Origin of the sequence: Klebsiella sp. GG_Kp173 (genome assembly GCF_040062415.1) — a bacterium.
In the GTDB taxonomy this organism is placed as follows: domain Bacteria; phylum Pseudomonadota; class Gammaproteobacteria; order Enterobacterales; family Enterobacteriaceae; genus Klebsiella; species Klebsiella quasipneumoniae.
On record NZ_JBEAFZ010000088.1, the window covers coordinates 296,922 to 317,058 of the forward strand.

18 protein-coding genes are annotated in these 20,137 nt (G+C 54.7%); 1 reads left to right on the forward strand and 17 read right to left on the reverse strand.

All coding sequences use genetic code 11. The features are described 5' to 3' along the window. Window positions 1-285: 285 nt before the first annotated feature. The 15 genes from glmS to asnC form a co-directional block, all read right to left on the reverse strand. Window positions 286-2,115 (reverse strand): glutamine--fructose-6-phosphate transaminase (isomerizing), encoded by a 1,830-nt coding sequence (glmS, locus tag ABLU50_RS24405; protein ID WP_004202303.1) that lies wholly within the window; start codon window positions 2,113-2,115, stop codon window positions 286-288. A 186-nt stretch (window positions 2,116-2,301) separates the two neighbouring features. Then, complete coding sequence (gene glmU, locus ABLU50_RS24410) at window positions 2,302-3,672, reverse strand: bifunctional UDP-N-acetylglucosamine diphosphorylase/glucosamine-1-phosphate N-acetyltransferase GlmU (protein WP_023319401.1); 1,371 nt, start codon at window positions 3,670-3,672, stop codon at window positions 2,302-2,304. A 694-nt stretch (window positions 3,673-4,366) separates the two neighbouring features. Continuing rightward, window positions 4,367-4,786 (reverse strand): F0F1 ATP synthase subunit epsilon, encoded by a 420-nt coding sequence (locus tag ABLU50_RS24415; RefSeq protein WP_001251971.1) that lies wholly within the window; start codon window positions 4,784-4,786, stop codon window positions 4,367-4,369. Between the two features lie 20 nt (window positions 4,787-4,806). Then, on the reverse strand, window positions 4,807-6,189 hold the full coding sequence (gene atpD / locus ABLU50_RS24420) for a F0F1 ATP synthase subunit beta (RefSeq protein ID WP_004144997.1): 1,383 nt from the start codon (window positions 6,187-6,189) through the stop codon (window positions 4,807-4,809). A gap of 26 nt (window positions 6,190-6,215) precedes the next feature. Beyond that, the gene (atpG, locus tag ABLU50_RS24425; protein WP_004144996.1) at window positions 6,216-7,079 is read right to left on the reverse strand and encodes a F0F1 ATP synthase subunit gamma; all 864 of its coding nucleotides are present in this window, start codon (window positions 7,077-7,079) and stop codon (window positions 6,216-6,218) included. A 50-nt stretch (window positions 7,080-7,129) separates the two neighbouring features. Beyond that, window positions 7,130-8,671 (reverse strand): F0F1 ATP synthase subunit alpha, encoded by a 1,542-nt coding sequence (atpA, locus tag ABLU50_RS24430; RefSeq protein WP_004144995.1) that lies wholly within the window; start codon window positions 8,669-8,671, stop codon window positions 7,130-7,132. Between the two features lie 12 nt (window positions 8,672-8,683). Further along, window positions 8,684-9,217 (reverse strand): F0F1 ATP synthase subunit delta, encoded by a 534-nt coding sequence (gene atpH / locus ABLU50_RS24435; protein ID WP_004202307.1) that lies wholly within the window; start codon window positions 9,215-9,217, stop codon window positions 8,684-8,686. A gap of 14 nt (window positions 9,218-9,231) precedes the next feature. Then, on the reverse strand, window positions 9,232-9,702 hold the full coding sequence (gene atpF / locus ABLU50_RS24440) for a F0F1 ATP synthase subunit B (protein ID WP_004107293.1): 471 nt from the start codon (window positions 9,700-9,702) through the stop codon (window positions 9,232-9,234). A 50-nt stretch (window positions 9,703-9,752) separates the two neighbouring features. Continuing rightward, complete coding sequence (gene atpE / locus ABLU50_RS24445; protein WP_000429386.1) at window positions 9,753-9,992, reverse strand: F0F1 ATP synthase subunit C; 240 nt, start codon at window positions 9,990-9,992, stop codon at window positions 9,753-9,755. Between the two features lie 48 nt (window positions 9,993-10,040). After that, window positions 10,041-10,856 carry a F0F1 ATP synthase subunit A gene (atpB, locus tag ABLU50_RS24450; RefSeq protein WP_004202309.1) on the reverse strand — a complete coding sequence of 272 codons (816 nt, stop codon included), beginning with the start codon at window positions 10,854-10,856 and terminating at the stop codon, window positions 10,041-10,043. A gap of 8 nt (window positions 10,857-10,864) precedes the next feature. After that, window positions 10,865-11,245: a F0F1 ATP synthase subunit I gene (atpI, locus tag ABLU50_RS24455; protein ID WP_004202310.1), complete on the reverse strand. Its 381-nt coding sequence runs from the start codon at window positions 11,243-11,245 to the stop codon at window positions 10,865-10,867. A gap of 616 nt (window positions 11,246-11,861) precedes the next feature. Next, window positions 11,862-12,485, reverse strand: coding sequence for a 16S rRNA (guanine(527)-N(7))-methyltransferase RsmG (rsmG, locus tag ABLU50_RS24460; RefSeq protein ID WP_004202311.1), 624 nt, complete (start codon window positions 12,483-12,485; stop codon window positions 11,862-11,864). Window positions 12,486-12,600: 115 nt separating this feature from the next. Continuing rightward, window positions 12,601-14,490, reverse strand: coding sequence for a tRNA uridine-5-carboxymethylaminomethyl(34) synthesis enzyme MnmG (gene mnmG / locus ABLU50_RS24465; RefSeq protein ID WP_004202313.1), 1,890 nt, complete (start codon window positions 14,488-14,490; stop codon window positions 12,601-12,603). Window positions 14,491-14,871: 381 nt separating this feature from the next. Continuing rightward, complete coding sequence (gene mioC / locus ABLU50_RS24470; RefSeq protein WP_017899651.1) at window positions 14,872-15,312, reverse strand: FMN-binding protein MioC; 441 nt, start codon at window positions 15,310-15,312, stop codon at window positions 14,872-14,874. A gap of 99 nt (window positions 15,313-15,411) precedes the next feature. Further along, window positions 15,412-15,870, reverse strand: coding sequence for a transcriptional regulator AsnC (gene asnC, locus ABLU50_RS24475; protein ID WP_002882510.1), 459 nt, complete (start codon window positions 15,868-15,870; stop codon window positions 15,412-15,414). Between the two features lie 151 nt (window positions 15,871-16,021). On the opposite strand from asnC, the gene asnA reads away from it, so the two are divergent. Next, window positions 16,022-17,014: an aspartate--ammonia ligase gene (gene asnA, locus ABLU50_RS24480; RefSeq protein WP_348864945.1), complete on the forward strand. Its 993-nt coding sequence runs from the start codon at window positions 16,022-16,024 to the stop codon at window positions 17,012-17,014. A 3-nt stretch (window positions 17,015-17,017) separates the two neighbouring features. Here asnA and viaA read toward each other — a convergent pair whose 3' ends face one another. Together viaA and ravA are read right to left on the reverse strand one after the other, a co-directional pair. Beyond that, window positions 17,018-18,466: an ATPase RavA stimulator ViaA gene (gene viaA / locus ABLU50_RS24485; RefSeq protein ID WP_348864946.1), complete on the reverse strand. Its 1,449-nt coding sequence runs from the start codon at window positions 18,464-18,466 to the stop codon at window positions 17,018-17,020. After that, complete coding sequence (gene ravA, locus ABLU50_RS24490; RefSeq protein WP_004202318.1) at window positions 18,463-19,962, reverse strand: ATPase RavA; 1,500 nt, start codon at window positions 19,960-19,962, stop codon at window positions 18,463-18,465. The genes viaA and ravA overlap by 4 nt, the downstream gene beginning before the upstream one ends. Window positions 19,963-20,137 lie beyond the last annotated feature (175 nt).

Consider the following 20,137-nt stretch of genomic DNA (forward strand, 5'->3'; position numbering starts at 1 on the left):
TAGGTCAAAGAGGTGACAGTAAAATGTACGAATTATGACAGTTTTATGACACGCCGGAAGGGGGGATTTTACGTCAAATAATACGCTTATAACTCAAATGGTTATCTACTAGCATGACCACACAATGACAGAATAATTTTCTTTTTATGACAGCGAAATCGCAGAGCAAAACGATCGTTTGTCGTCTATCGCCTCCCCAGATATTGCGCACAAGATCGGCGAAAAACAGCAGGTAAAAATAAAAAAGGGCCGCCGCCGGCAGCCCTTTGCAAAAGAGATAATACGTTACTCAACCGTGACCGATTTCGCCAGGTTACGCGGCTGATCAACGTCAGTGCCTTTGATCAGCGCAACGTGATAAGCCAGCAGCTGCAGCGGTACGGTGTAGAAGATAGGCGCGATGCTCTCTTCGACATGCGGCATCTCAATGATGTGCATGTTGTCGCTGCCGTTGAAGCCGGCGTCACCGTCGGCGAAAACGTACAGCTCACCGCCGCGGGCGCGAACCTCTTCGATGTTGGATTTCAGTTTTTCCAGCAGCTCATTGTTCGGCGCCACTACGATCACCGGCATTTCCGCATCAATCAGCGCCAGCGGGCCGTGCTTAAGCTCGCCTGCCGCGTAGGCTTCCGCATGAATATAGGAGATCTCTTTCAGCTTCAGCGCCCCTTCCATAGCGATCGGGTACTGATCGCCGCGGCCAAGGAACAACGCATGATGCTTATCAGAGAAACGCTCTGCCAGCTGCTCAATACGCTTGTCCTGGGAGAGCATCTGCTCGATACGGTTCGGCAGCGCCTGCAGGCCGTGGACGATATCATGCTCAATGGACGCATCCTGGCCTTTCAATCGCGCCAGTTTCGCCACCAGCATCAGCAGCACCGTCAGCTGAGTGGTAAAGGCCTTGGTCGAGGCCACGCCAATTTCCGTTCCGGCTTTGGTCATCAGCGCCAGATCGGATTCACGCACCAGCGACGAGCCCGGCACGTTGCAGATGGCCAGCGAGCCGAGATAGCCCAGCTCTTTCGACAAACGCAGCGCCGCCAGGGTATCGGCGGTTTCACCAGACTGGGAAAGGGTGATCATCAGGCTGTTACGACGCACCGCAGACTTCCGATAGCGGAATTCGGAGGCGATTTCCACATCGCACGGCACGCCGGCTAACGCCTCGAACCAGTAGCGGGAGACCATCCCGGAGTTATAGGAGGTCCCGCAGGCAACAATCTGAATATGTTCAACCTGAGCCAGCATTTCATTGGCGTTCGGCCCCAGCTCGCTGAGATCGATTTCGCCGTGGCTGATACGCCCGGTTAGGGTGTTCTTAATCGCATTCGGCTGTTCGAAAATCTCTTTCTGCATATAGTGGCGATAGATACCTTTATCGCCGGCGTCATACTGCAGATTGGATTCGATCTCCTGACGCTTCACTTGCGCAGCGGATTTATCGAAAATCACCACCGAGCGACGAGTCACTTCCGCAATATCGCCTTCTTCAAGGAAGATGAAGCGGCGGGTAACCGGCAGCAGCGCCAGCTGGTCGGAAGCGATAAAGTTTTCACCCATGCCCAGACCAATCACCAGCGGACTACCGGAGCGGGCCGCCAGCAGGGTTCCCGGGTCGCGGGTATCCATGATTACGGTGCCGTAAGCGCCGCGCAGCTGCGGGATGGCGCGCAGCACGGCTTCACGCAAGGTTCCACCTTGTTCCAGCTCCCAGTGCACCAGATGGGCGATAACTTCGGTATCGGTCTCAGTGACGAAGACATAGCCGCGAGACTGCAGCAATGCGCGCAGCGGCTCGTGGTTTTCGATGATCCCGTTATGGACCACCACAATGTGTTCAGAAACATGCGGATGCGCATTGCTCTCAGACGGTTCGCCGTGCGTCGCCCAGCGAGTATGGGCGATCCCGGTACCACCGTGTAACGGTTGCTCTTCGACCGCCTGAGCCAGCATCTGTACCTTACCCAGGCGACGCACGCGGGTCATATGACCTTCGCTGTCGACTACCGCCAGACCGGCAGAGTCATAGCCACGGTATTCCAGACGACGTAAACCTTCGAGAAGGATTTCAGCAATATCACGCTGCGCGACTGCGCCAACAATTCCACACATAGTTAAATTTCCTGATAATGGCGATATGCCATGCGTTGTCGCTGACCTGTATTTGCCCGTTTCCCGGGCGCCCCGAGCCTTGTAGAGAGTGGGGTTATTGTTATGGTACTGCCTGCGGACGGGGATCTATGTTGACCCTCTCATCCTGGTTCGCCGGGCGTTGTACACCCCCGGCGACAATTCTGTTCATTTTTTCTTCACCGGACGCTGCCAGCCCTGCTTATGGACCTGCGGCACGCGGCTCAACACCAGTTCGTTATCGGCGATATTGCGTGTGACGGTGGTGCCGGCGGCGATAGTGACACCGTTGCCTACCGTAACCGGGGCCACCAGCTGGGTATCCGAGCCGACAAAGACATCGTCGCCAATAATCGTTTTGTGTTTGTTCGCGCCATCGTAGTTGCAGGTGATGGTGCCCGCGCCGATATTGACGTTATCACCGATCTCCGCATCGCCCAGATAGGTCAGATGACCCGCCTTGGAGCCTTTGCCGAGACGCGCCTTTTTCATTTCCACGAAGTTGCCAACGTGGGCGCCTTCCAGCAGTTCGGCGCCCGGGCGCAGACGGGCAAATGGGCCGATGGTGCAGGCCGCCTGCAGCTGGGCATCTTCCACCACGCTGTAGGGGCTGATTTCGCAATCATCGCCGATGGTGCTGTTTTTGATCACGCAGCCGGCGCCGATTTTCACACGATCGCCCAACACCACGTTGCCTTCCAGAATAACGTTAGTATCGATCTCCACATCGCGCCCGTGCTGCAGCGTACCGCGCAGATCGAAACGCGCCGGATCGCGCAGCATCACTCCCGCCAGCAGCAGCTTTTCCGCTTGCTCAGCCTGGTAGACGCGCTCCAGGCGCGCAAGCTGCAGGCGGTTGTTGACGCCTTCGACTTCGCTCAGGCGCTGGGGATGCACGGCAACGATCTCGCGACCTTCCTGATGCGCCATGGCGATGATATCGGTGATGTAGTATTCGCCCTGGGCGTTGTTATTGGTGAGATTCGCCAGCCAGCGCTTGAGGTCCGCTCCGCCGGCGATCAGGATCCCAGTGTTAATTTCCTGAATCTGGCGCTGCGCCTCGCTGGCATCTTTGTGCTCAACGATACCCGTCACCTGGCCATTCTCACGGGTAATGCGGCCGTAGCCGGTTGGATCATCCAGCTTCACGGTCAGCAGACCAATCCCGCCCTGCGGCTTCGCGGCGCGCAGGCGCTGTAGCGTCTCGACGGAGATCAGCGGCACATCGCCGTAGAGCATCAGGATGTCTTCATCATCATTGAAGAACGGCGCCGCCTGCTGCATGGCGTGCCCGGTTCCGAGCTGCTCGGCCTGCAGCACCCAGTTCAGGTTGTCTTCATGCAGCGTCTGACGCAGCAGATCGCCACCGTGGCCATACACCAGGTGTACCGCACATGCGCCTAAATCGTTAGCGGCATCAATGACATGCTGCACCATTGGCTTCCCGGCCAGGGTATGCAGCACCTTAGGTAGATCGGAATACATGCGGGTCCCTTTGCCTGCGGCAAGGATAACCACGCTCATCGCACTATTTGACATACTCATCCTGACGGTAGTTAGAACGAAAAGTAAAAGCCTTTCACGTTGAAATTTCTACATATTTTTCATCATAAAACGAGACGTGGAGAAAACGTCCAGGCTCACTGCTATACACCATTTTATGACGCTATTTTTAACCACTGCAAATCAGTTTAACGCTGAAAAAGGAGGGCGGGGAGGATAATCATTGACTATCTCACTGCTTTTGCTGTTTTTTCGCCACCTGAATAAAGCCGCTGCGGAAAGCGATTTTCAGTACCCACAGCGGGAAGAACCAGGATAATCGTTGCCAGTCGCTGGCGGGGGAGGGCGGCAAAGTGATTGATGTAGCGATAAAAAACGAAAGGCCACCGTCAGGTGACCTTCTTTGCCCGGTTTCACATCGCCAGTGTTGTCGTTTTGATGGGCGATACGTCGTGTCAGCGGGGGGATAGCGCGGAGCTTAGAAGCTCAGGACGCTAAATTTAGCGATGATTTTATGGAACAGTTTCATGATGATTTCCTGACGCAGGTGCAGTTTGATAACGCTATTTTATGTGATATGCACCACATAAAATAGAGTCTACGCTTCATCATTTAACTAATCAATAACAATTAAGGGTGAATTCTGTTTTCACTTCATCCGCTCGTCAGCAGCTGGGCATAAAAAAAGCCAGCCTGGAAACCAGACTGGCTTTTTACGTTCAAGCCGGTGTTACATCGCTTTTTTGGTCAACTCGATAACGCGCAGTTTAGCGATCGCTTTGGCCAGTTCCGCAGACGCCTGAGCGTAATCCACATCGCCGTGAGAGCTCTTAATGTGCTCTTCCGCTTTGCGTTTCGCTTCCAGCGCTCGCGCTTCGTCGAGGTCCTGACCACGAATTGCGGTATCCGCCAGGACGGTCACGCTGCCAGGCTGCACTTCAAGAATGCCGCCGGACAGATAGATAAACTCTTCATGACCGTGCTGTTTAACGATGCGAATCATACCAGGCTTAATGGCGGTGAGCAGCGGTGCGTGTCCCGGGTAAATACCCAGTTCACCTTCGCTACCCGTTACCTGGATTTTTTCGACCAGACCAGAGAACATTTGTTGCTCTGCGCTGACGACGTCCAGGTGGTAAGTCATTGCCATATCACCCTCCGATTAAGGCGTTAAAGTTTTTTGGCTTTTTCCACGGCTTCGTCGATGGAACCGACCATGTAGAACGCCTGCTCTGGCAGGTGATCGTATTCGCCTTCCATGATGCCTTTAAAGCCACGGATGGTGTCTTTCAGCGCCACGTATTTGCCCGGAGAACCGGTAAAGACTTCAGCCACGAAGAACGGCTGGGACAGGAAGCGCTGGATCTTACGTGCGCGAGCTACCACCAGTTTGTCTTCTTCAGACAGTTCGTCCATACCGAGGATGGCGATGATGTCTTTCAGTTCCTGATAACGCTGCAGGATGGACTGAACGCCACGCGCGGTGTCGTAGTGTTCCTGACCAACAACCAGCGGATCCAGCTGACGGCTGGTGGAGTCCAGCGGGTCAACAGCCGGGTAGATACCCAGGGAAGCGATCTGACGGCTCAGTACTACGGTTGCATCTAAGTGAGCAAAGGTAGTGGCTGGGGATGGGTCAGTTAAGTCATCCGCCGGTACGTATACCGCCTGTACGGAGGTGATAGAACCGGTTTTGGTGGAGGTGATACGTTCCTGCAGAACGCCCATCTCTTCCGCCAGGGTCGGCTGATAACCTACCGCTGAAGGCATACGACCCAGCAGTGCGGATACTTCCGTACCGGCCAGGGTGTAACGATAGATGTTATCGACGAACAGCAGTACGTCACGACCTTCGTCACGGAATTTCTCAGCCATGGTCAGGCCGGTCAGCGCAACGCGCAGGCGGTTTCCCGGCGGCTCGTTCATCTGGCCGTACACCAGGGATACTTTATCGATAACGTTGGAATCGGTCATTTCGTGGTAGAAGTCGTTACCCTCACGAGTACGCTCACCTACGCCCGCAAACACGGAGTAACCGGAGTGCTCGATCGCGATGTTACGGATCAGCTCCATCATGTTTACGGTTTTACCGACACCCGCACCACCGAACAGACCGACTTTACCGCCCTTCGCGAACGGACACATCAGGTCGATAACTTTGATGCCGGTTTCCAGCAGTTCCTGAGAGCTGGACAGCTCTTCATAGGACGGTGCTGCGCGGTGGATAGCCCAACGCTCTTCTTCGCCGATGTCGCCTTTCATGTCGACCGGTTGACCCAGTACGTTCATGATACGACCCAGCGTAGCTTTACCAACCGGGACTTCGATCGGGTGCTCGAGGTCTTTTACATCCAGACCGCGGCGCAGACCATCGGAAGAACCCATGGCGATGGTACGCACGATACCGCCGCCCAGCTGCTGCTGAACTTCCAGCACCAGAACTTCATTACCATTCTGTACCTCAAGGGCTTCGTACACGCGTGGTACGGCATCCTGAGGGAACTCGACGTCGACCACGGCGCCGATTACCTGGACAATCTTTCCAGTAGCCATCTTAAATCCTCTACGAAATAACCTGGTTAAACCGCGGCGGCCCCCGAGACGATCTCGGTGAGTTCCTGAGTAATGCTGGCCTGACGAGCTTTGTTGTATACCAACTGCAGCTCTTTAATCAGGCTGCCGCCATTATCGGTCGCGGCTTTCATCGCCACCATACGGGCGGCCTGCTCGCTGGCCAGGTTTTCAACCACGCCCTGATAAACCTGAGACTCGACGTAGCGGCGCAGGAGGGTATCCAGCAGCGCTTTCGGATCGGGCTCATACAGGTAATCCCAGGATTTACGTTTCAGATCAGCGTCTTCTGATGCCGGTAACGGCAGCAGCTGAGTGATCGTCGGAACCTGAGACATGGTGTTAATAAATTTGTTGCTGACAACGTACAGCTTGTCCAGACGGCCTTCATCATAGGCCTGCAACATCACTTTTACCGGGCCGATCAGTTCGGACAGGGATGGGTTATCCCCCATACCGGTCACCTGTGCAACAACGTTGCCGCCAACGGAGTTAAAGAAAGAGACGCCCTTAGAGCCGATCATTGCGAGGTCGCACTGAACGCCTTTATCGGACCATGCTTTCATTTCCGCCAGCAGTTTCTTGAACAGGTTAATGTTCAAGCCGCCGCACAAACCACGGTCGGTCGACACCACCAGGTAGCCCACGCGCTTAACGTCGCGTTCTTCCAGGTAAGGGTGCTTATATTCCAGATTACCGTTCGCAAGGTGACCAATCACTTTGCGCATAGTATCTGCGTAAGGACGGCTGGCCGCCATGCGCTCCTGCGATTTACGCATTTTGGAAGCGGCGACCATCTCCATCGCTTTAGTGATCTTTTGCGTGTTCTGGACGCTTGCGATCTTACTACGTATCTCTTTTGCGCCGGCCATGAGCTTCTCCTCAATGCCTTGCGGCCTGCCCTAAGACAGACCGCCAGACGTTACCAGGACTGGGTTGCTTTGAAGGAATCGAGGATGCCTTTCAGCTTTCCTTCGATTTCGTCGTTATAGCCACCGGACTGGTTAATCTCTTGCATCAGCGGAGCGTGATCACGGTCGACGTAAGCCAGCAGTGCGGCTTCGAAGCTACCGATTTTCGCCAGTTCTACATCAGCCAGATAACCACGTTCTGCTGCGAACAGAACCAGAGACTGCTGCGCGACGGACATCGGCGCATACTGTTTCTGTTTCAGCAGTTCGGTCACTTTCTGACCGTGGTCCAGCTGTTTGCGGGTTGCATCGTCAAGGTCGGATGCAAACTGGGAGAACGCCGCCAGTTCACGATACTGCGCCAGCGCGGTACGGATACCACCGGACAGTTTCTTCATGATCTTGGTCTGCGCTGCACCACCCACACGGGATACCGAGATACCCGGGTTAACCGCAGGACGAATACCGGCGTTGAACAGGTTGGTTTCCAGGAAGATCTGACCATCGGTAATGGAGATTACGTTGGTCGGAACGAACGCGGAAACGTCACCCGCTTGCGTCTCGATAATCGGCAGCGCGGTCAGAGAACCGGTTTTCCCTTTCACTTCACCTTTGGTGAAGGCTTCAACGTATTCGGCGTTAACACGCGCAGCACGCTCCAGCAGACGAGAGTGGAGGTAGAATACGTCGCCCGGGAACGCTTCACGTCCTGGCGGACGACGGAGCAGCAGGGAGATCTGACGATAAGCAACAGCCTGTTTAGACAGGTCATCGTATACGATCAGCGCATCTTCACCGCGGTCGCGGAAGTATTCGCCCATTGCGCAACCGGCGTATGGCGCCAGGTATTGCAGTGCAGCAGATTCGGATGCAGTCGCTACCACCACGATGGTGTTAGCCAGCGCGCCGTGCTCTTCCAGTTTACGCACCACGTTAGAGATGGTGGACGCTTTCTGGCCGATAGCAACATAGACGCACTTGATGCCGGAATCACGCTGGTTGATGATGGCATCGATAGCCAGCGCAGTTTTACCGGTCTGACGGTCGCCGATGATCAGTTCACGCTGACCACGACCGATTGGGATCATGGCGTCAACGGATTTATAACCGGTCTGTACCGGCTGATCGACGGACTGACGTTCGATTACGCCCGGCGCGATCGCTTCAACGGCGGAGAAACCGTCGTTTTCCAGCGGACCTTTACCATCAATTGGCGCGCCCAGGGTGTTAACCACGCGGCCCAGCAGGCCACGACCAACCGGAACTTCCAGGATACGGCCAGTACATTTCACCTTCATGCCTTCGGCGAGGTCAGCGTACGGCCCCATCACCACCGCACCTACGGAGTCGCGCTCCAGGTTCAGTGCGATAGCGTAACGGTTACCCGGCAGGGAGATCATCTCACCCTGCATACATTCGGCAAGGCCGTGGATGCGGATAACACCGTCACTTACAGAAACAATAGTACCTTCGTTATGAGCTTCGCTCACAACATTGAACTGAGCAATGCGCTGCTTGATCAGTTCGCTGATTTCGGTGGAATTCAGTTGCATGCTCCAGTCCCCTTAAGACTGCAAGACGTCTGCAAGGCGATCAAGACGGCCGCGTACGCTGCCATCAATGACCATATCACCCGCACGGATGATAATACCTGCCATAACAGACTTATCGATTTTGCAATTCAGCTTAACTTTGCGTGACAGACGTTTTTCCATCGCGCTGACGATCCTGGCAAGCTGTTCATCACTCAGTTGGTTGGCAGATATGACTTCTACCTCTGCGATGGCCTCACTGGCCGCGCGCAGGTGAATGAATTGCTCAAGAACGTCCGGGAGCACCTTCAGACGATTATTTTCCGCCATCACCTTAATCAGGTTCTGGCCGTTTTCGTCAAGTTGCTCGCCGCAGATAGCGATAAACGCTTCTGAGAGCGTTTCCGGCGCCAAAGCACCGGAGAGAAGCTCTGCCATTTGATCGTTTTTGGTCACTTCGGCGGCAAACGCCAGCATATCCTGCCAGCGTTCAACACTGTTGTGTTCGACGGCAAAGTCAAAAGCTGCTTTGGCGTAGGGGCGAGCTACCGTTACAAATTCAGACATCAGCCCCTCCCTCCTTACAGTTCAGCGACAAGTTTATCCACGATGTCGCTGTTAGCAGCTTCATCCACGGAACGTTCGATGATCTTCTCGGCGCCAGCAACAGCCAGGATAGCGACCTGCTTACGCAGCTCCTCGCGTGCACGTTTACGCTCAGCATCAATTTCAGCCTGCGCTTGTGCAACGATTTTGGTGCGTTCCTGTTCTGCTTCAGCTTTAGCTTCGTCCAGAATCTGAGAGCGGCGCTTGTTCGCCTGCTCAATGATTACCTGGGCTTCCGCTTTCGCTTTTTTCAGCTGGTCGGTCGCGTTGGCCTGTGCAAGGTCCAAATCTTTCTTAGCGCGTTCTGCAGAAGCTAAACCGTCAGAAATCTCTTTCTGGCGTTTTTCGATGGCAGCCATTAAAGGCGGCCATACGTACTTCATGCAGAACCATACGAAGATAACAAACGCGATGGCCTGGCCGAGGATTGTTGCGTTCATGTTCACAGCACAATACCTCTTTAATTAACTCTGTGGCTTAGGTTTCTAACAACTTACTACGCGACGGCGAACATCACGTACAGACCCAGACCTACAGCGATCATCGGGATAGCATCCACCAGACCCATAACGATAAAGAACTGAGTACGCAGCAGAGGGATCAGATCCGGCTGACGCGCTGCGCCTTCCAGGAATTTACCTCCGAGGATGCCGATACCGATCGCAGCACCGATTGCCGCCAGACCCATCATCACAGCGGCAGCCATGTACAGCAGATCCATATTCAGGTTTTCCATGACAGTCTCCAGTTTGTTTCAGTTAAAACGTAGTAGTGTTGGTAAAAATCAATGCTCTTCAGACGCCATCGACAGATAGACAATCGTCAGAACCATGAAGATGAAGGCTTGCAGCGTAATAATCAGGATGTGGAAAATGGCCCAAGGCACATTCAGAACCCACTGTGACCACCACGGCAACAGACCAGCAATCAGAATGAAAATCAGCTCACCGGCATACATGTTGCCGAACAGTCGCAGACCGAGAGAGACCGGTTTGGACAGCAGGCTTACCCCTTCAAGGATTAAGTTGACAGGAATGAACGCCCAGTGATTGAACGGCTGCATGGTCAGTTCTTTAACGAACCCACCCACGCCTTTCATTTTGATGCTGTAGAAAAGAATCAGGATGAACACGCCAAGCGCCATCGACAGGGTGATGTTCACGTCAGCAGACGGAACCACGCGCAGTGCAGGCAGGCCGAAAATGTGTTCGCCGATATAAGGAAGCAGGTCGATTGGCAGCAGGTCCATCAGGTTCATCAGGAAGACCCAGACGAACACGGTCAGCGCCAGCGGCGCGATAACCTTGCTCTTGCCATGGTACATGTCTTTGACGCTACCATGGACGAAGCCGATGATCATTTCGATGAAGGTCTGGAATTTCCCTGGTACGCCGCTGGTCGCTTTCTTAGCAACGCTACGGAACATGGCCAGGAACAGCAGACCGAGAACCACCGAGAAGAACATGGAGTCAATGTTGAGCGTCCAGAAGGTGGCCGGGGGGTTGTGCGGATCCACCAGCGAGAAAGTACGCAGGTCAATCTGAAGGTTGTTCAGATGGTGACCTATGTATTCCTGCGGCGTCATATTTTCTGAAGCCATGATGCCTTTTACCCTTTGTTGTTGATTACAGCTGGCGCCAGAACTTGTACCACCAGCACCAAAACCCACGTCACGATCAGTGGCAAAAATACCACTTTTAAAACGGCCAGCGCCACCGCCAGGAGGGCGAAGGTCAGCAACACCTTGAAGGCTTCACCGAAGGCGAAGGTCCAGGCCACACGGCCTTTTGCTGGTGTATGCGCCTGATGACGCCAGGCAAAAATCATAAACATCAGATTTGGCAAAACCACTGCCAAACCGCCGCATACCGCGGAAATGCCCCAGAAGGGGTCTTTGAGGCTGAACAGCAGTCCACTTGCCATTACTGCCAGTAACTGAATAAACAGAAGCTTGCGAGCAACGTTTCGACTCAAGAGCGACACTGACATCACGTTTTTACTCCTGCTCCCTTTGAGGTATGTCGCGTGTCGTATAAAACGTCCTTTAAGACGAAGAGTCAAGCATCAAAAAGCGGACAAATTATACGGTGACGCCCCGTGATTTCAAACAATAAGTAGCAAAATAGTGAATAAATGTTTAATTATTTTCCAACGGACAACTTTCCGCGCATTTCAGCGTTCTGTGAGCGGTCATACAAAACTGCAAATAACGTGGAAACACGGCAATTAAAGCGTGCATTAGATCACATAATAAACATTTCAAGCGCCCTTTAATGAATCAAGGACATAAAACACTATTTTTCATGCTTTTGATATTCAAGATAAAAAGTGAGGACATTATCTAAAACAACCCCACATACAATAAAAACCTTTTATTGACATTTATAATAAAAATTTAACATCGCTATGCTGTTTATCGTTGTCGATTTTTAGCACCCTGATATTTTCAAAGTTGACTATTTTGTCAGTGAATCAGTTACGCTAAGTTAACCGCAAGAAAAACCATAGTAAAAACATGGTTAAATGCAGCCCGATAAGAACGGGAGGTGTCCTTTATTTTTGTAACATTCACGAGCCACATTTTTTCCACATTTTTTGATAAAAATTAACTCGATTTTGGCGTAATCACCACCAGGTGCCGCTCCCCTTCCAGCTGAGGAACATGTAGCTCAATGACCTCGGCTATGGCATACCCTTCCGGCAGGTTTTCCATTTCGTCTTTTTGCGCTAACCCTTTGAGCGCATAGAAGTGACCGTTCGCGGCCGGCAAATGATGGCACCAGCTCACCATATCATTAAGCGATGCGAAGGCGCGGCTTATCACGCCATCAAACGGCGGCTCAGCCGGGAAAGCTTCCACGCGGCTCTGCACCGGGGTAACGTTATCCAGCTTCAGCTCATGCTGCACCTGACGCAGGAAGCGCACGCGTTTGCCAAGGCTGTCCAGCAGGGTGAAATGCGACTCCGGGCGCACGATAGCCAACGGGATCCCAGGCAGCCCCGGTCCCGTACCGACATCGATAAAGCGCGAGCCCTGCAGATAAGGCGCGACGACGATGCTGTCCAGGATATGACGCACCAGCATCTCATTTGGATCGCGAACGGAGGTCAGGTTATAGGCTTTGTTCCACTTATCGAGCAGCCCGACGTAAGCCACCAGCTGATTTTTCTGGTGATCGGTGAGCAAAATACCCGCTTCATCCAGCAGACGAGAAAGTTTGTTGAGCACGGTAAGTACCTTCAAAAAATAATGAGCCCGGAGGCGCTAACGCTTACCGGGCCAGGAATGATAAAGGCGAACGCTGATTATGCAACTGGGAAATCAGCGCGGCAGGCTGCCGCAATCAGGCGCTGCGACGCAGCATCCCCTGCTTTTTCAACCAAACCAGCAAAATAGAGATCGCCGCCGGGGTGATCCCGGAAATACGTGACGCCTGCCCTATCGACGACGGTTTATGGTCGTTTAGTTTAGCGATCACTTCATTAGACAGTCCGGTGACCTGACGGTAGTCGAGTGTCGCCGGTAACAAGGTATTCTCGTTGCGCTGCTGTTTCTCGATCTCATCCTGCTGGCGCGCGATATAGCCTTCATACTTCACCTGGATCTCAACCTGCTCAGCCGCCTGCCGATCTTCCAGCCCCGGCGCGAACGGCGAGAGCTGAACCAGCTGCTCGTAGGTCATTTCCGGACGACGCAGCAGATCTTCACCGCTGGCTTCGCGCGACAGCGGCGCGGTCAGGTGAGCGTTCACTTCGTTAGCGCTCTCAGCCTGAGGGTTCACCCAGGTCGATTTCAGGCGCTGGCGTTCACGCTCAATGCTTTCCAGCTTCTCGTTGTAACGCGCCCAGCGTTCATCATCCACCAGACCCAGCTCACGCCCCTGCTCAGTCAGACGCAGGTCGGCGTTGTCTTCGCGCAGCATCAGACGATATTCTGCACGAGAGGTAAACATGCGGTACGGTTCTTTGGTACCCAGAGTACACAGGTCATCCACCAACACGCCGAGGTAGGCCTGATCGCGACGCGGTGCCCAGCCCTCTTTTTCCGCCGAGAAACGAGCAGCGTTAAGACCGGCCAGCAGACCCTGAGCCGCAGCTTCTTCATAACCGGTGGTGCCGTTGATCTGACCGGCGAAGAACAGACCCTGAATGAATTTGCTCTCGAGCGTCGGCTTCAGATCGCGCGGGTCGAAGAAATCGTACTCAATAGCGTAGCCAGGACGGACGATCCGCGCATTCTCCATCCCCTGCATTGAGCGGACGATTTGCATTTGCACATCGAACGGCAGGCTGGTGGAGATGCCGTTCGGATAAATTTCGTTTGAGGTCAGGCCTTCCGGTTCGAGGAAGATCTGATGTTGGTTGCGATCGGCAAAGCGCATGACTTTGTCTTCGATCGACGGGCAGTAGCGTGGACCGATCCCTTCGATCACCCCGGCGTACATGGGGCTGCGATCGAGGTTATTGCGGATCACGTCATGGGTTTTCTCGTTAGTGTGGGTGATATAGCACGGCACCTGACGCGGATGCTGATCGGCAGATCCCATAAACGAGAAGACCGGCATTGGGTTATCGCCATGCTGTTGCGCCAGCACGCTGAAATCGATGGTGCGCGCGTCAATGCGCGGCGGGGTTCCGGTTTTCAGCCGGCTGACGCGCAGCGGCAGTTCACGCAGGCGACGAGACAGCGGGATCGACGGCGGATCGCCGGCGCGTCCGCCGCTGTAGTTATCCAGACCAATATGGATTTTGCCGTCAAGGAAGGTCCCGACGGTCAGTACCACCGCTTTGGCTCGGAATTTGAGGCCCATCTGGGTGACCGCGCCTACGACACGATCGTTTTCGACAATCAGATCTTCCACTGCCTGCTGGAAGATCATCAGGTTCGGCTGGTTCTCCAGCGCAGTGCGTACCGCCTGACGGTACAGCACGCGGTCAGCCTGGGCGCGAGTGGCGCGCACCGCGGGGCCTTTGCTGGCGTTTAGTATCCTAAACTGAATGCCTGCCTGATCGATCGCTTTGGCCATCAGACCGCCGAGCGCGTCCACTTCTTTTACCAGGTGTCCTTTCCCAATGCCGCCAATCGCCGGGTTGCAGCTCATCTGCCCCAGCGTGTCGATATTGTGTGTCAAAAGCAGGGTCTGTTGACCCATACGCGCTGCGGCCATTGCGGCCTCAGTGCCTGCGTGACCCCCGCCAATGATAATGACGTCAAAAGGATCCTGATAAAACATGGTGGTCTGCCTCGCATAACGCGGTTTGAAAATGGATTGAAGCCCGGGCCGTGGATTCTACTCGGCTTTGGTCTTTTGAGAAAGACTCCGGGATCCTGAGTATTAAAAAGAAGATCTTTATATAGAGATCTGTTCTATTGTGATCTCTTATTAGGATCGACTCTCTTTGTGGATAAGTCGGATCCACGAAGTAAGATCAAAAGCTTAAGAAGGATCACTATCTGTGAATGATCGGTGATCCTGGTCCGTATAAGCTGGGATCAGAATGAAGGGTTATGCACAGCTCAAAAACCATACTCCGGTTATTCTTTGGATAACTACCGGTTGATCCAAGCTTTTAAGCATGGTTATCCACAGAAGAACGGACGATCTTTACAATTCTCAGAGCAAATTTTTCCAGGATCCCAGCCAGATTTCCGCCGGATCCTCCGGAATTTCATGTTCCAGCACGTTGATCTTCAGGGTCTCGCCGATCTGTTTTGCCCCGCAGGCCTTCAGCGCCGCTTCTAATTTATCGATCGCGCCGCAAAAAGTGTCGTATTCACGGCTGCCGATCCCGATGGCGCCAAAGCGCACGGCGGAAAGATCGGCCTGCTGCGCCAGCAGTGCGTCATAGAAGGGAACCAGGTTGTCGGGAATGTCGCCGGCGCCATGGGTGGAAGAGATAACTAACCAGATCCCTTGCGCCTGCAGATCGTCCACCAGCGGGCCGTGCTGGATTTCAGTGCTGTAGCCTGCTTCTTCCAGCTTTTCTGCCAGATGCTCCGCTACGTATTCCGCACTGCCCAGGGTGCTGCCGCTGATAAGTGTAATGTCTGCCATAGATCGCCGATCGCCCGCTCAACTGTTCAGAGTGGCGTATTGTACGCTGTGAGCGAGCTGGGATCTACCTGTGGAAAAATGTGGGATTAAAAAAAACGATCAGGGCTTAATGGTGCGCATGATCGGGTTCTGCAGCACGATCAGGGTTTCAGTGGACTGAATTTCATCAATTGTTTGGATCTTGTTGATAAGTACCTGCTGCAGGGCATCGATGGATTTACACATCACCTTAATAAAGATGCTGTAGTGGCCGGTGGTGTAGTAAGCCTCGGTCACCTCCTCCAGGCTTTCCAGGCGGGCGAGGGCGGAGGGATAGTCTTTGGCGCTCTTGAGAATAATGCCGATGAAGCAGCCGACGTCATAGCCCAGCTGTTTGGGGCTGACGTCAATGCGCGCGCCAGTAATGATGCCCGCCTGTTTCATCTTTTCGACGCGCACATGAATAGTACCCGGGCTGACGCTGAATTGTTTGGCCAGTTCGGCATAGGCGGTACGGGCGTTGGCCATGAGCGCATCGAGAATGCCGCGGTCCAGATTGTCGATCTGATAATTTTCCATATCTTTTTCTTATGAAGTTTGACGGTTCTTACTATTTTAGCTCTATATTTTGTTGAATTAAAAGTTGTTGAGCCTTTTTATTGATTGATTATTGTATTGGCGGCCTGTTTTGTTGCTTAATCAATGGCAACAGGACGCAGGAGTCATAAAAATGAAAACCGCTTATATCGCAAAACAACGCCAGATCAGTTTCGTTAAATCCCATTTTTCCCGTCAGCTGGAAGAGAAGCTTGGCCTGATTGAAGTCCAGGCGCCAATCTTAAGCCGCGTGGGCGATGGGACGCAGGATAACTTGTCCGGCTGCGAGAAAGCGGTTCAGGTGAAAGTGAAAACACTGCCCGACGCCCAGTTCGAAGTGGTTCATTCGCTGGCGAAATGGAAGCGTCAAACCCTGGGACAACACGACTTCAGCGCGGGCGAAGGGCTGTACACGCACATGAAGGCCCTTCGCCCCGATGAAGACCGTCTTACGCCGATCCACTCCGTCTATGTCGACCAGTGGGACTGGGAGCGGGTGATGGGGGATGAAGAGCGCCACGTCGGCACGCTGAAGGCGACCGTCGAAGCGATCTACGCCGGGATCAAAGCCACCGAGCTGGCGGTCAGCCAGGAATTTGGCCTGACACCGTTCCTGCCGGAACAGATCCACTTTGTTCACAGCCAGGCGCTGCTGAGTCGCTATCCGGCTCTTGATGCCAAAGGCCGCGAGCGAGCGATTGCCAAAGAGCTGGGCGCCGTCTTCTTAATCGGCATCGGCGGCAAACTCTCTGATGGCAAGCGCCATGATGTACGTGCCCCGGATTATGATGACTGGAGCACTGAGGTTTCTGAAGGCTTTGCCGGACTGAACGGCGATATCCTGGTATGGAACCCGGTGCTGGAAGATGCGTTCGAGATCTCATCAATGGGGATCCGCGTTGACGCCGCGGCGCTAAAACGCCAGCTGGCGCTGACTGGCGACGAAGATCGCCTGCAACTGGAGTGGCACCAGGCGCTGCTGCGCGGCGAGATGCCGCAGACTATCGGCGGCGGCATTGGCCAGTCTCGCCTGACGATGTTGCTGCTGCAGCTCGACCATATCGGCCAGGTGCAGTGCGGCGTATGGCCGGCACAGGTTCGCGAAAGCGTTCCCGCGCTGCTGTAACGATTAGCGCCGCCAGCGTCGCAGCAGGCGGCTACGCAACCCGGTATCAAAGCGCCAGATATGATCGAAGATGCGCATGATGCCGGGTTTGCCGTGTACCGACATCGCCACCGCGTGAAAACGGTGCTGATGCTTTCGCTGTAGCTCCCCCACCTGCGCAATCACCTCATCCGGCAACCGCTGGGCAATAAAGTCGGAGATCACCACGGCGTCCGCATCCACCCACTGCGGGTTTTGCAGACGTTCAATAATGGCGCGAAAACAGCTGGCCAGATCGGTGCCGCCGCGAAAGCGCTGGCTCAGAAAGCGGATCGCCTGCTCCAGGCCGCCCTCGCAGGTCAGTTCGTAGTGCACCACTTCGCTGGAGAACAGCATAATAAAGCAGCGGCGGTTATCCGCCAGCGCGACGCGCATCAGGGCCAGACAAAAGGCTTTGGCGTACTGCTCGTTAAAACCGCCCATCGATCCTGACGTATCGACGCAGACAATAAAGGGCCCGCGAGGCTGTTCATCAAAATCCTGCCGCGTCACCGGGCGTTCGGTGATTTTTTCGCGCCAGGCGTCACCGTGCAGCCGGTAAGTCAGGAGCTGTTTCTCCACCAGCTTGCGATAAAATTCAAACTCCAGCTCCGTGATGCCGAGCGTCGCCAGCTCCGGCGGCAGCAGGCGCAGAATGTCATCGCTCTGCTGGAGGCCGTCGACCTGTTCCGGCACCGTCGCTGGCTCGCGCACCAGGCTACGGAAGGTCTCCATCGGCGCGTCTTTCTTCGGCACGGATTTCGCTTCCCGTGAACGCCCTAGCTGTTCCGCCAGCTGCAGCAGCTCCGGCTGCTGGTTAAGAAAATCGCCATAGCGCACGATCAGCTGATAGTCGCCACGTTTCAGTTCGCCGGCACTCATATCCCACAGGCGTCCGGCGGCGGTGTCATTCTCCGCCAGCACCGGATCGAGCTGACCGCTGAGTGTCATTCGTTCCTGGACCTCACTGAGCAACTGATCGCGCTCCTCATCCAGCAACTGCTGGTTAAGGCTGGTGGCTTGCACCACCAGGCTCAGGCGCCAGCGCTGTAAAAACAGCGTATGCAGCGCCGGGGTAAAGGTAGCATTGTCGTCCACCAGCTTCTGCGCCTGGGCGGCAAAAGGGGACTGGAGCTGGTGCAGCTTGCCGAGGATCTGCGGTAGCTGGACGATAAACTGTGAGGTAGAGAGCAGTTGAGCCTGCTGATAGGTTTGTACTTCGGCGTCCAGATCCGGCGGGATGTTAACCTCTTTTAAGCGGGCGCGAACGGCTTCCCGCCAGCGCGGAATATCCGCCGCGATGATGTTTTTCAGGCGGGGAAATTTCTCAAAGAAAACCGCCAGCTGCGGAGAGGCCAGCAGCGCCAGCAGCATCTCCTCGATCATTCCCTCTTCGCTGACTGCCAGCATGACATTCAGCATATCCAGCGTCATGGCTGTTTCGCCTGTTTAATCTGCGCGCCGACGTCCTGCAGGCTGGCTTCGATTCTTCCCAGCCACTCGACCGGGATAAACAGGCACTTCTGCTGCTCGCTGAAGCGGTTATGTTGCTGGTGCCACTCATCGTCCAGCGCCTCCAGCTGCTGGCGAATTTCCGCCGGCATGTTCTCCTGCGACGCGCTGCCGGGCAGCGCGAGGCGTGAGCCCTGCAGGCTGACGTCGCGAACGACCAGATGCTGGCTGGTGTCGACATCCATATTGAGCAGTTGGGCAAAGCCGATCCCGTTGAGCTTGCCGCGGATCTCGCCGCCTTTTTCCAGCCAGCTGGCTAACGCCTCGCGCTCAAAAGTAATGTGGATCACTTCCATATCGTGAAGTTTGAGCGGCTGCTGCAGCAGCAGGGTCAGGGTGGATCCCTGGATCTCCGCCGGCAGCTCATAGTGCGGCTTGCGGCTAAACATGCCGCCAAGGCGGGTGACCTTTAGCGCCGTTTTGTCACTTTGCTGCTGTTGGATCTGAATGCGTCGCTGCACAATCGCCCCGAGCCGCGTCAGCATTGCCTGCTGCTGCCAGGCGTGGCAGGTCATCAGCGTTTCCAGCTGCTGCGACATCAGGTGCATGCTCTCGACGTTGTGCCACAGACAATCTTTCAGCAGGATAAGATCTATCGGCGCGATGCTGTCGCGGCCGCTGAAGAAGGCGCTGGCCTGCAGCAGGCGAATGGCCTTTTTCCAGCGGCGATCTGAAACGTACGGCGCGTTTGGCAGGGCATCCAGCTGCTGGCGCAGCTGGAATATCAGCTCAAACACCGCGTCCGGTAGTTTGATATTGCCGATCTGCTGCTGCCATTGCGTAAACTCCTCGTCGCTTACCTGCAGCGCGCTGGGCACCGGATTGCTGTTTTCATCCTGCTGGCTGACCAGCATCGAACGGAAATTTCCTTTATCCTGCACTTTATCAAGCCACAGACGGATCAGCATTCGGTCATACAGCGCTTCCAGGCTGCTGTCGGCTTCGGGGAGTTCGTTCGAGGCGGCCACCAGCAGGCGCATCGGGATTTTCTCTTCGTGAGCGCCATTGCGGAAGTGACGTTCGTTAATCGCCGTCAGCAGGGTGTTGAGGATAGCCGGACCCGCTTTCCATATTTCATCGAGGAACACGATTTCTGCTTCCGGCAGGTAGCCGGCGGTTAAACGCTCGTAGCGCCCTTCATCTTTCAGCGCCTGAATGGACAGTGGGCCAAAAACCTCTTCCGGGGTGGAAAAGCGGGTCATCAGGTATTCAAAAGCGCGCGCCTGCTGGAAGGCGAACTTGAGGCGGCGGGCAATCAGGCTTTTGGCGATCCCCGGCGGACCGAGCAAAAATACGCTCTCGCCGCTGAGCGCCGCCAGCAGGCACAGGCGTATCGCGTGGCTGCGTTCAAAGAGTCCTTTTTCGAGTGCCGCGCTGAGTCGGGAAATTCTTTCAGCCAGTAAATGTGTTTGAGCCATAATTGAGTTGCGTGCTTTGTCATGTATCGTTATTGGGACGAGTATAGATGTTAGAGCAGGGGCGGTAATAGCCTGAAGAATCGATTTATTTTTTTTGAGCCAGGTTAATATGGTGTCTGTTAGGGGTACGATTTCACAAATAATCGTGCATACTGTGCGCTTTTTGTGGGCCAAG

Excerpts from the sequence above, each read along its gene's own strand:
- glmS (WP_004202303.1), bottom strand. The coding sequence starts at position 2,115 with ATGTGTGGAATTGTTGGCGCAGTCGCGCAGCGTGATATTGCTGAAATC.
- glmU (WP_023319401.1), bottom strand. The coding sequence starts at position 3,672 with ATGTCAAATAGTGCGATGAGCGTGGTTATCCTTGCCGCAGGCAAAGGG.
- ABLU50_RS24415 (WP_001251971.1), bottom strand. The coding sequence starts at position 4,786 with ATGGCAATGACTTACCACCTGGACGTCGTCAGCGCAGAGCAACAAATG.
- atpD (WP_004144997.1), bottom strand. The coding sequence starts at position 6,189 with ATGGCTACTGGAAAGATTGTCCAGGTAATCGGCGCCGTGGTCGACGTC.
- atpG (WP_004144996.1), bottom strand. The coding sequence starts at position 7,079 with ATGGCCGGCGCAAAAGAGATACGTAGTAAGATCGCAAGCGTCCAGAAC.
- atpA (WP_004144995.1), bottom strand. The coding sequence starts at position 8,671 with ATGCAACTGAATTCCACCGAAATCAGCGAACTGATCAAGCAGCGCATT.
- atpH (WP_004202307.1), bottom strand. The coding sequence starts at position 9,217 with ATGTCTGAATTTGTAACGGTAGCTCGCCCCTACGCCAAAGCAGCTTTT.
- atpE (WP_000429386.1), bottom strand. The coding sequence starts at position 9,992 with ATGGAAAACCTGAATATGGATCTGCTGTACATGGCTGCCGCTGTGATG.
- atpB (WP_004202309.1), bottom strand. The coding sequence starts at position 10,856 with ATGGCTTCAGAAAATATGACGCCGCAGGAATACATAGGTCACCATCTG.
- atpI (WP_004202310.1), bottom strand. The coding sequence starts at position 11,245 with ATGTCAGTGTCGCTCTTGAGTCGAAACGTTGCTCGCAAGCTTCTGTTT.
- mnmG (WP_004202313.1), bottom strand. The coding sequence starts at position 14,490 with ATGTTTTATCAGGATCCTTTTGACGTCATTATCATTGGCGGGGGTCAC.
- mioC (WP_017899651.1), bottom strand. The coding sequence starts at position 15,312 with ATGGCAGACATTACACTTATCAGCGGCAGCACCCTGGGCAGTGCGGAA.
- asnC (WP_002882510.1), bottom strand. The coding sequence starts at position 15,870 with ATGGAAAATTATCAGATCGACAATCTGGACCGCGGCATTCTCGATGCG.
- asnA (WP_348864945.1), top strand. The coding sequence starts at position 16,022 with ATGAAAACCGCTTATATCGCAAAACAACGCCAGATCAGTTTCGTTAAA.
- viaA (WP_348864946.1), bottom strand. The coding sequence starts at position 18,466 with ATGACGCTGGATATGCTGAATGTCATGCTGGCAGTCAGCGAAGAGGGA.
- ravA (WP_004202318.1), bottom strand. The coding sequence starts at position 19,962 with ATGGCTCAAACACATTTACTGGCTGAAAGAATTTCCCGACTCAGCGCG.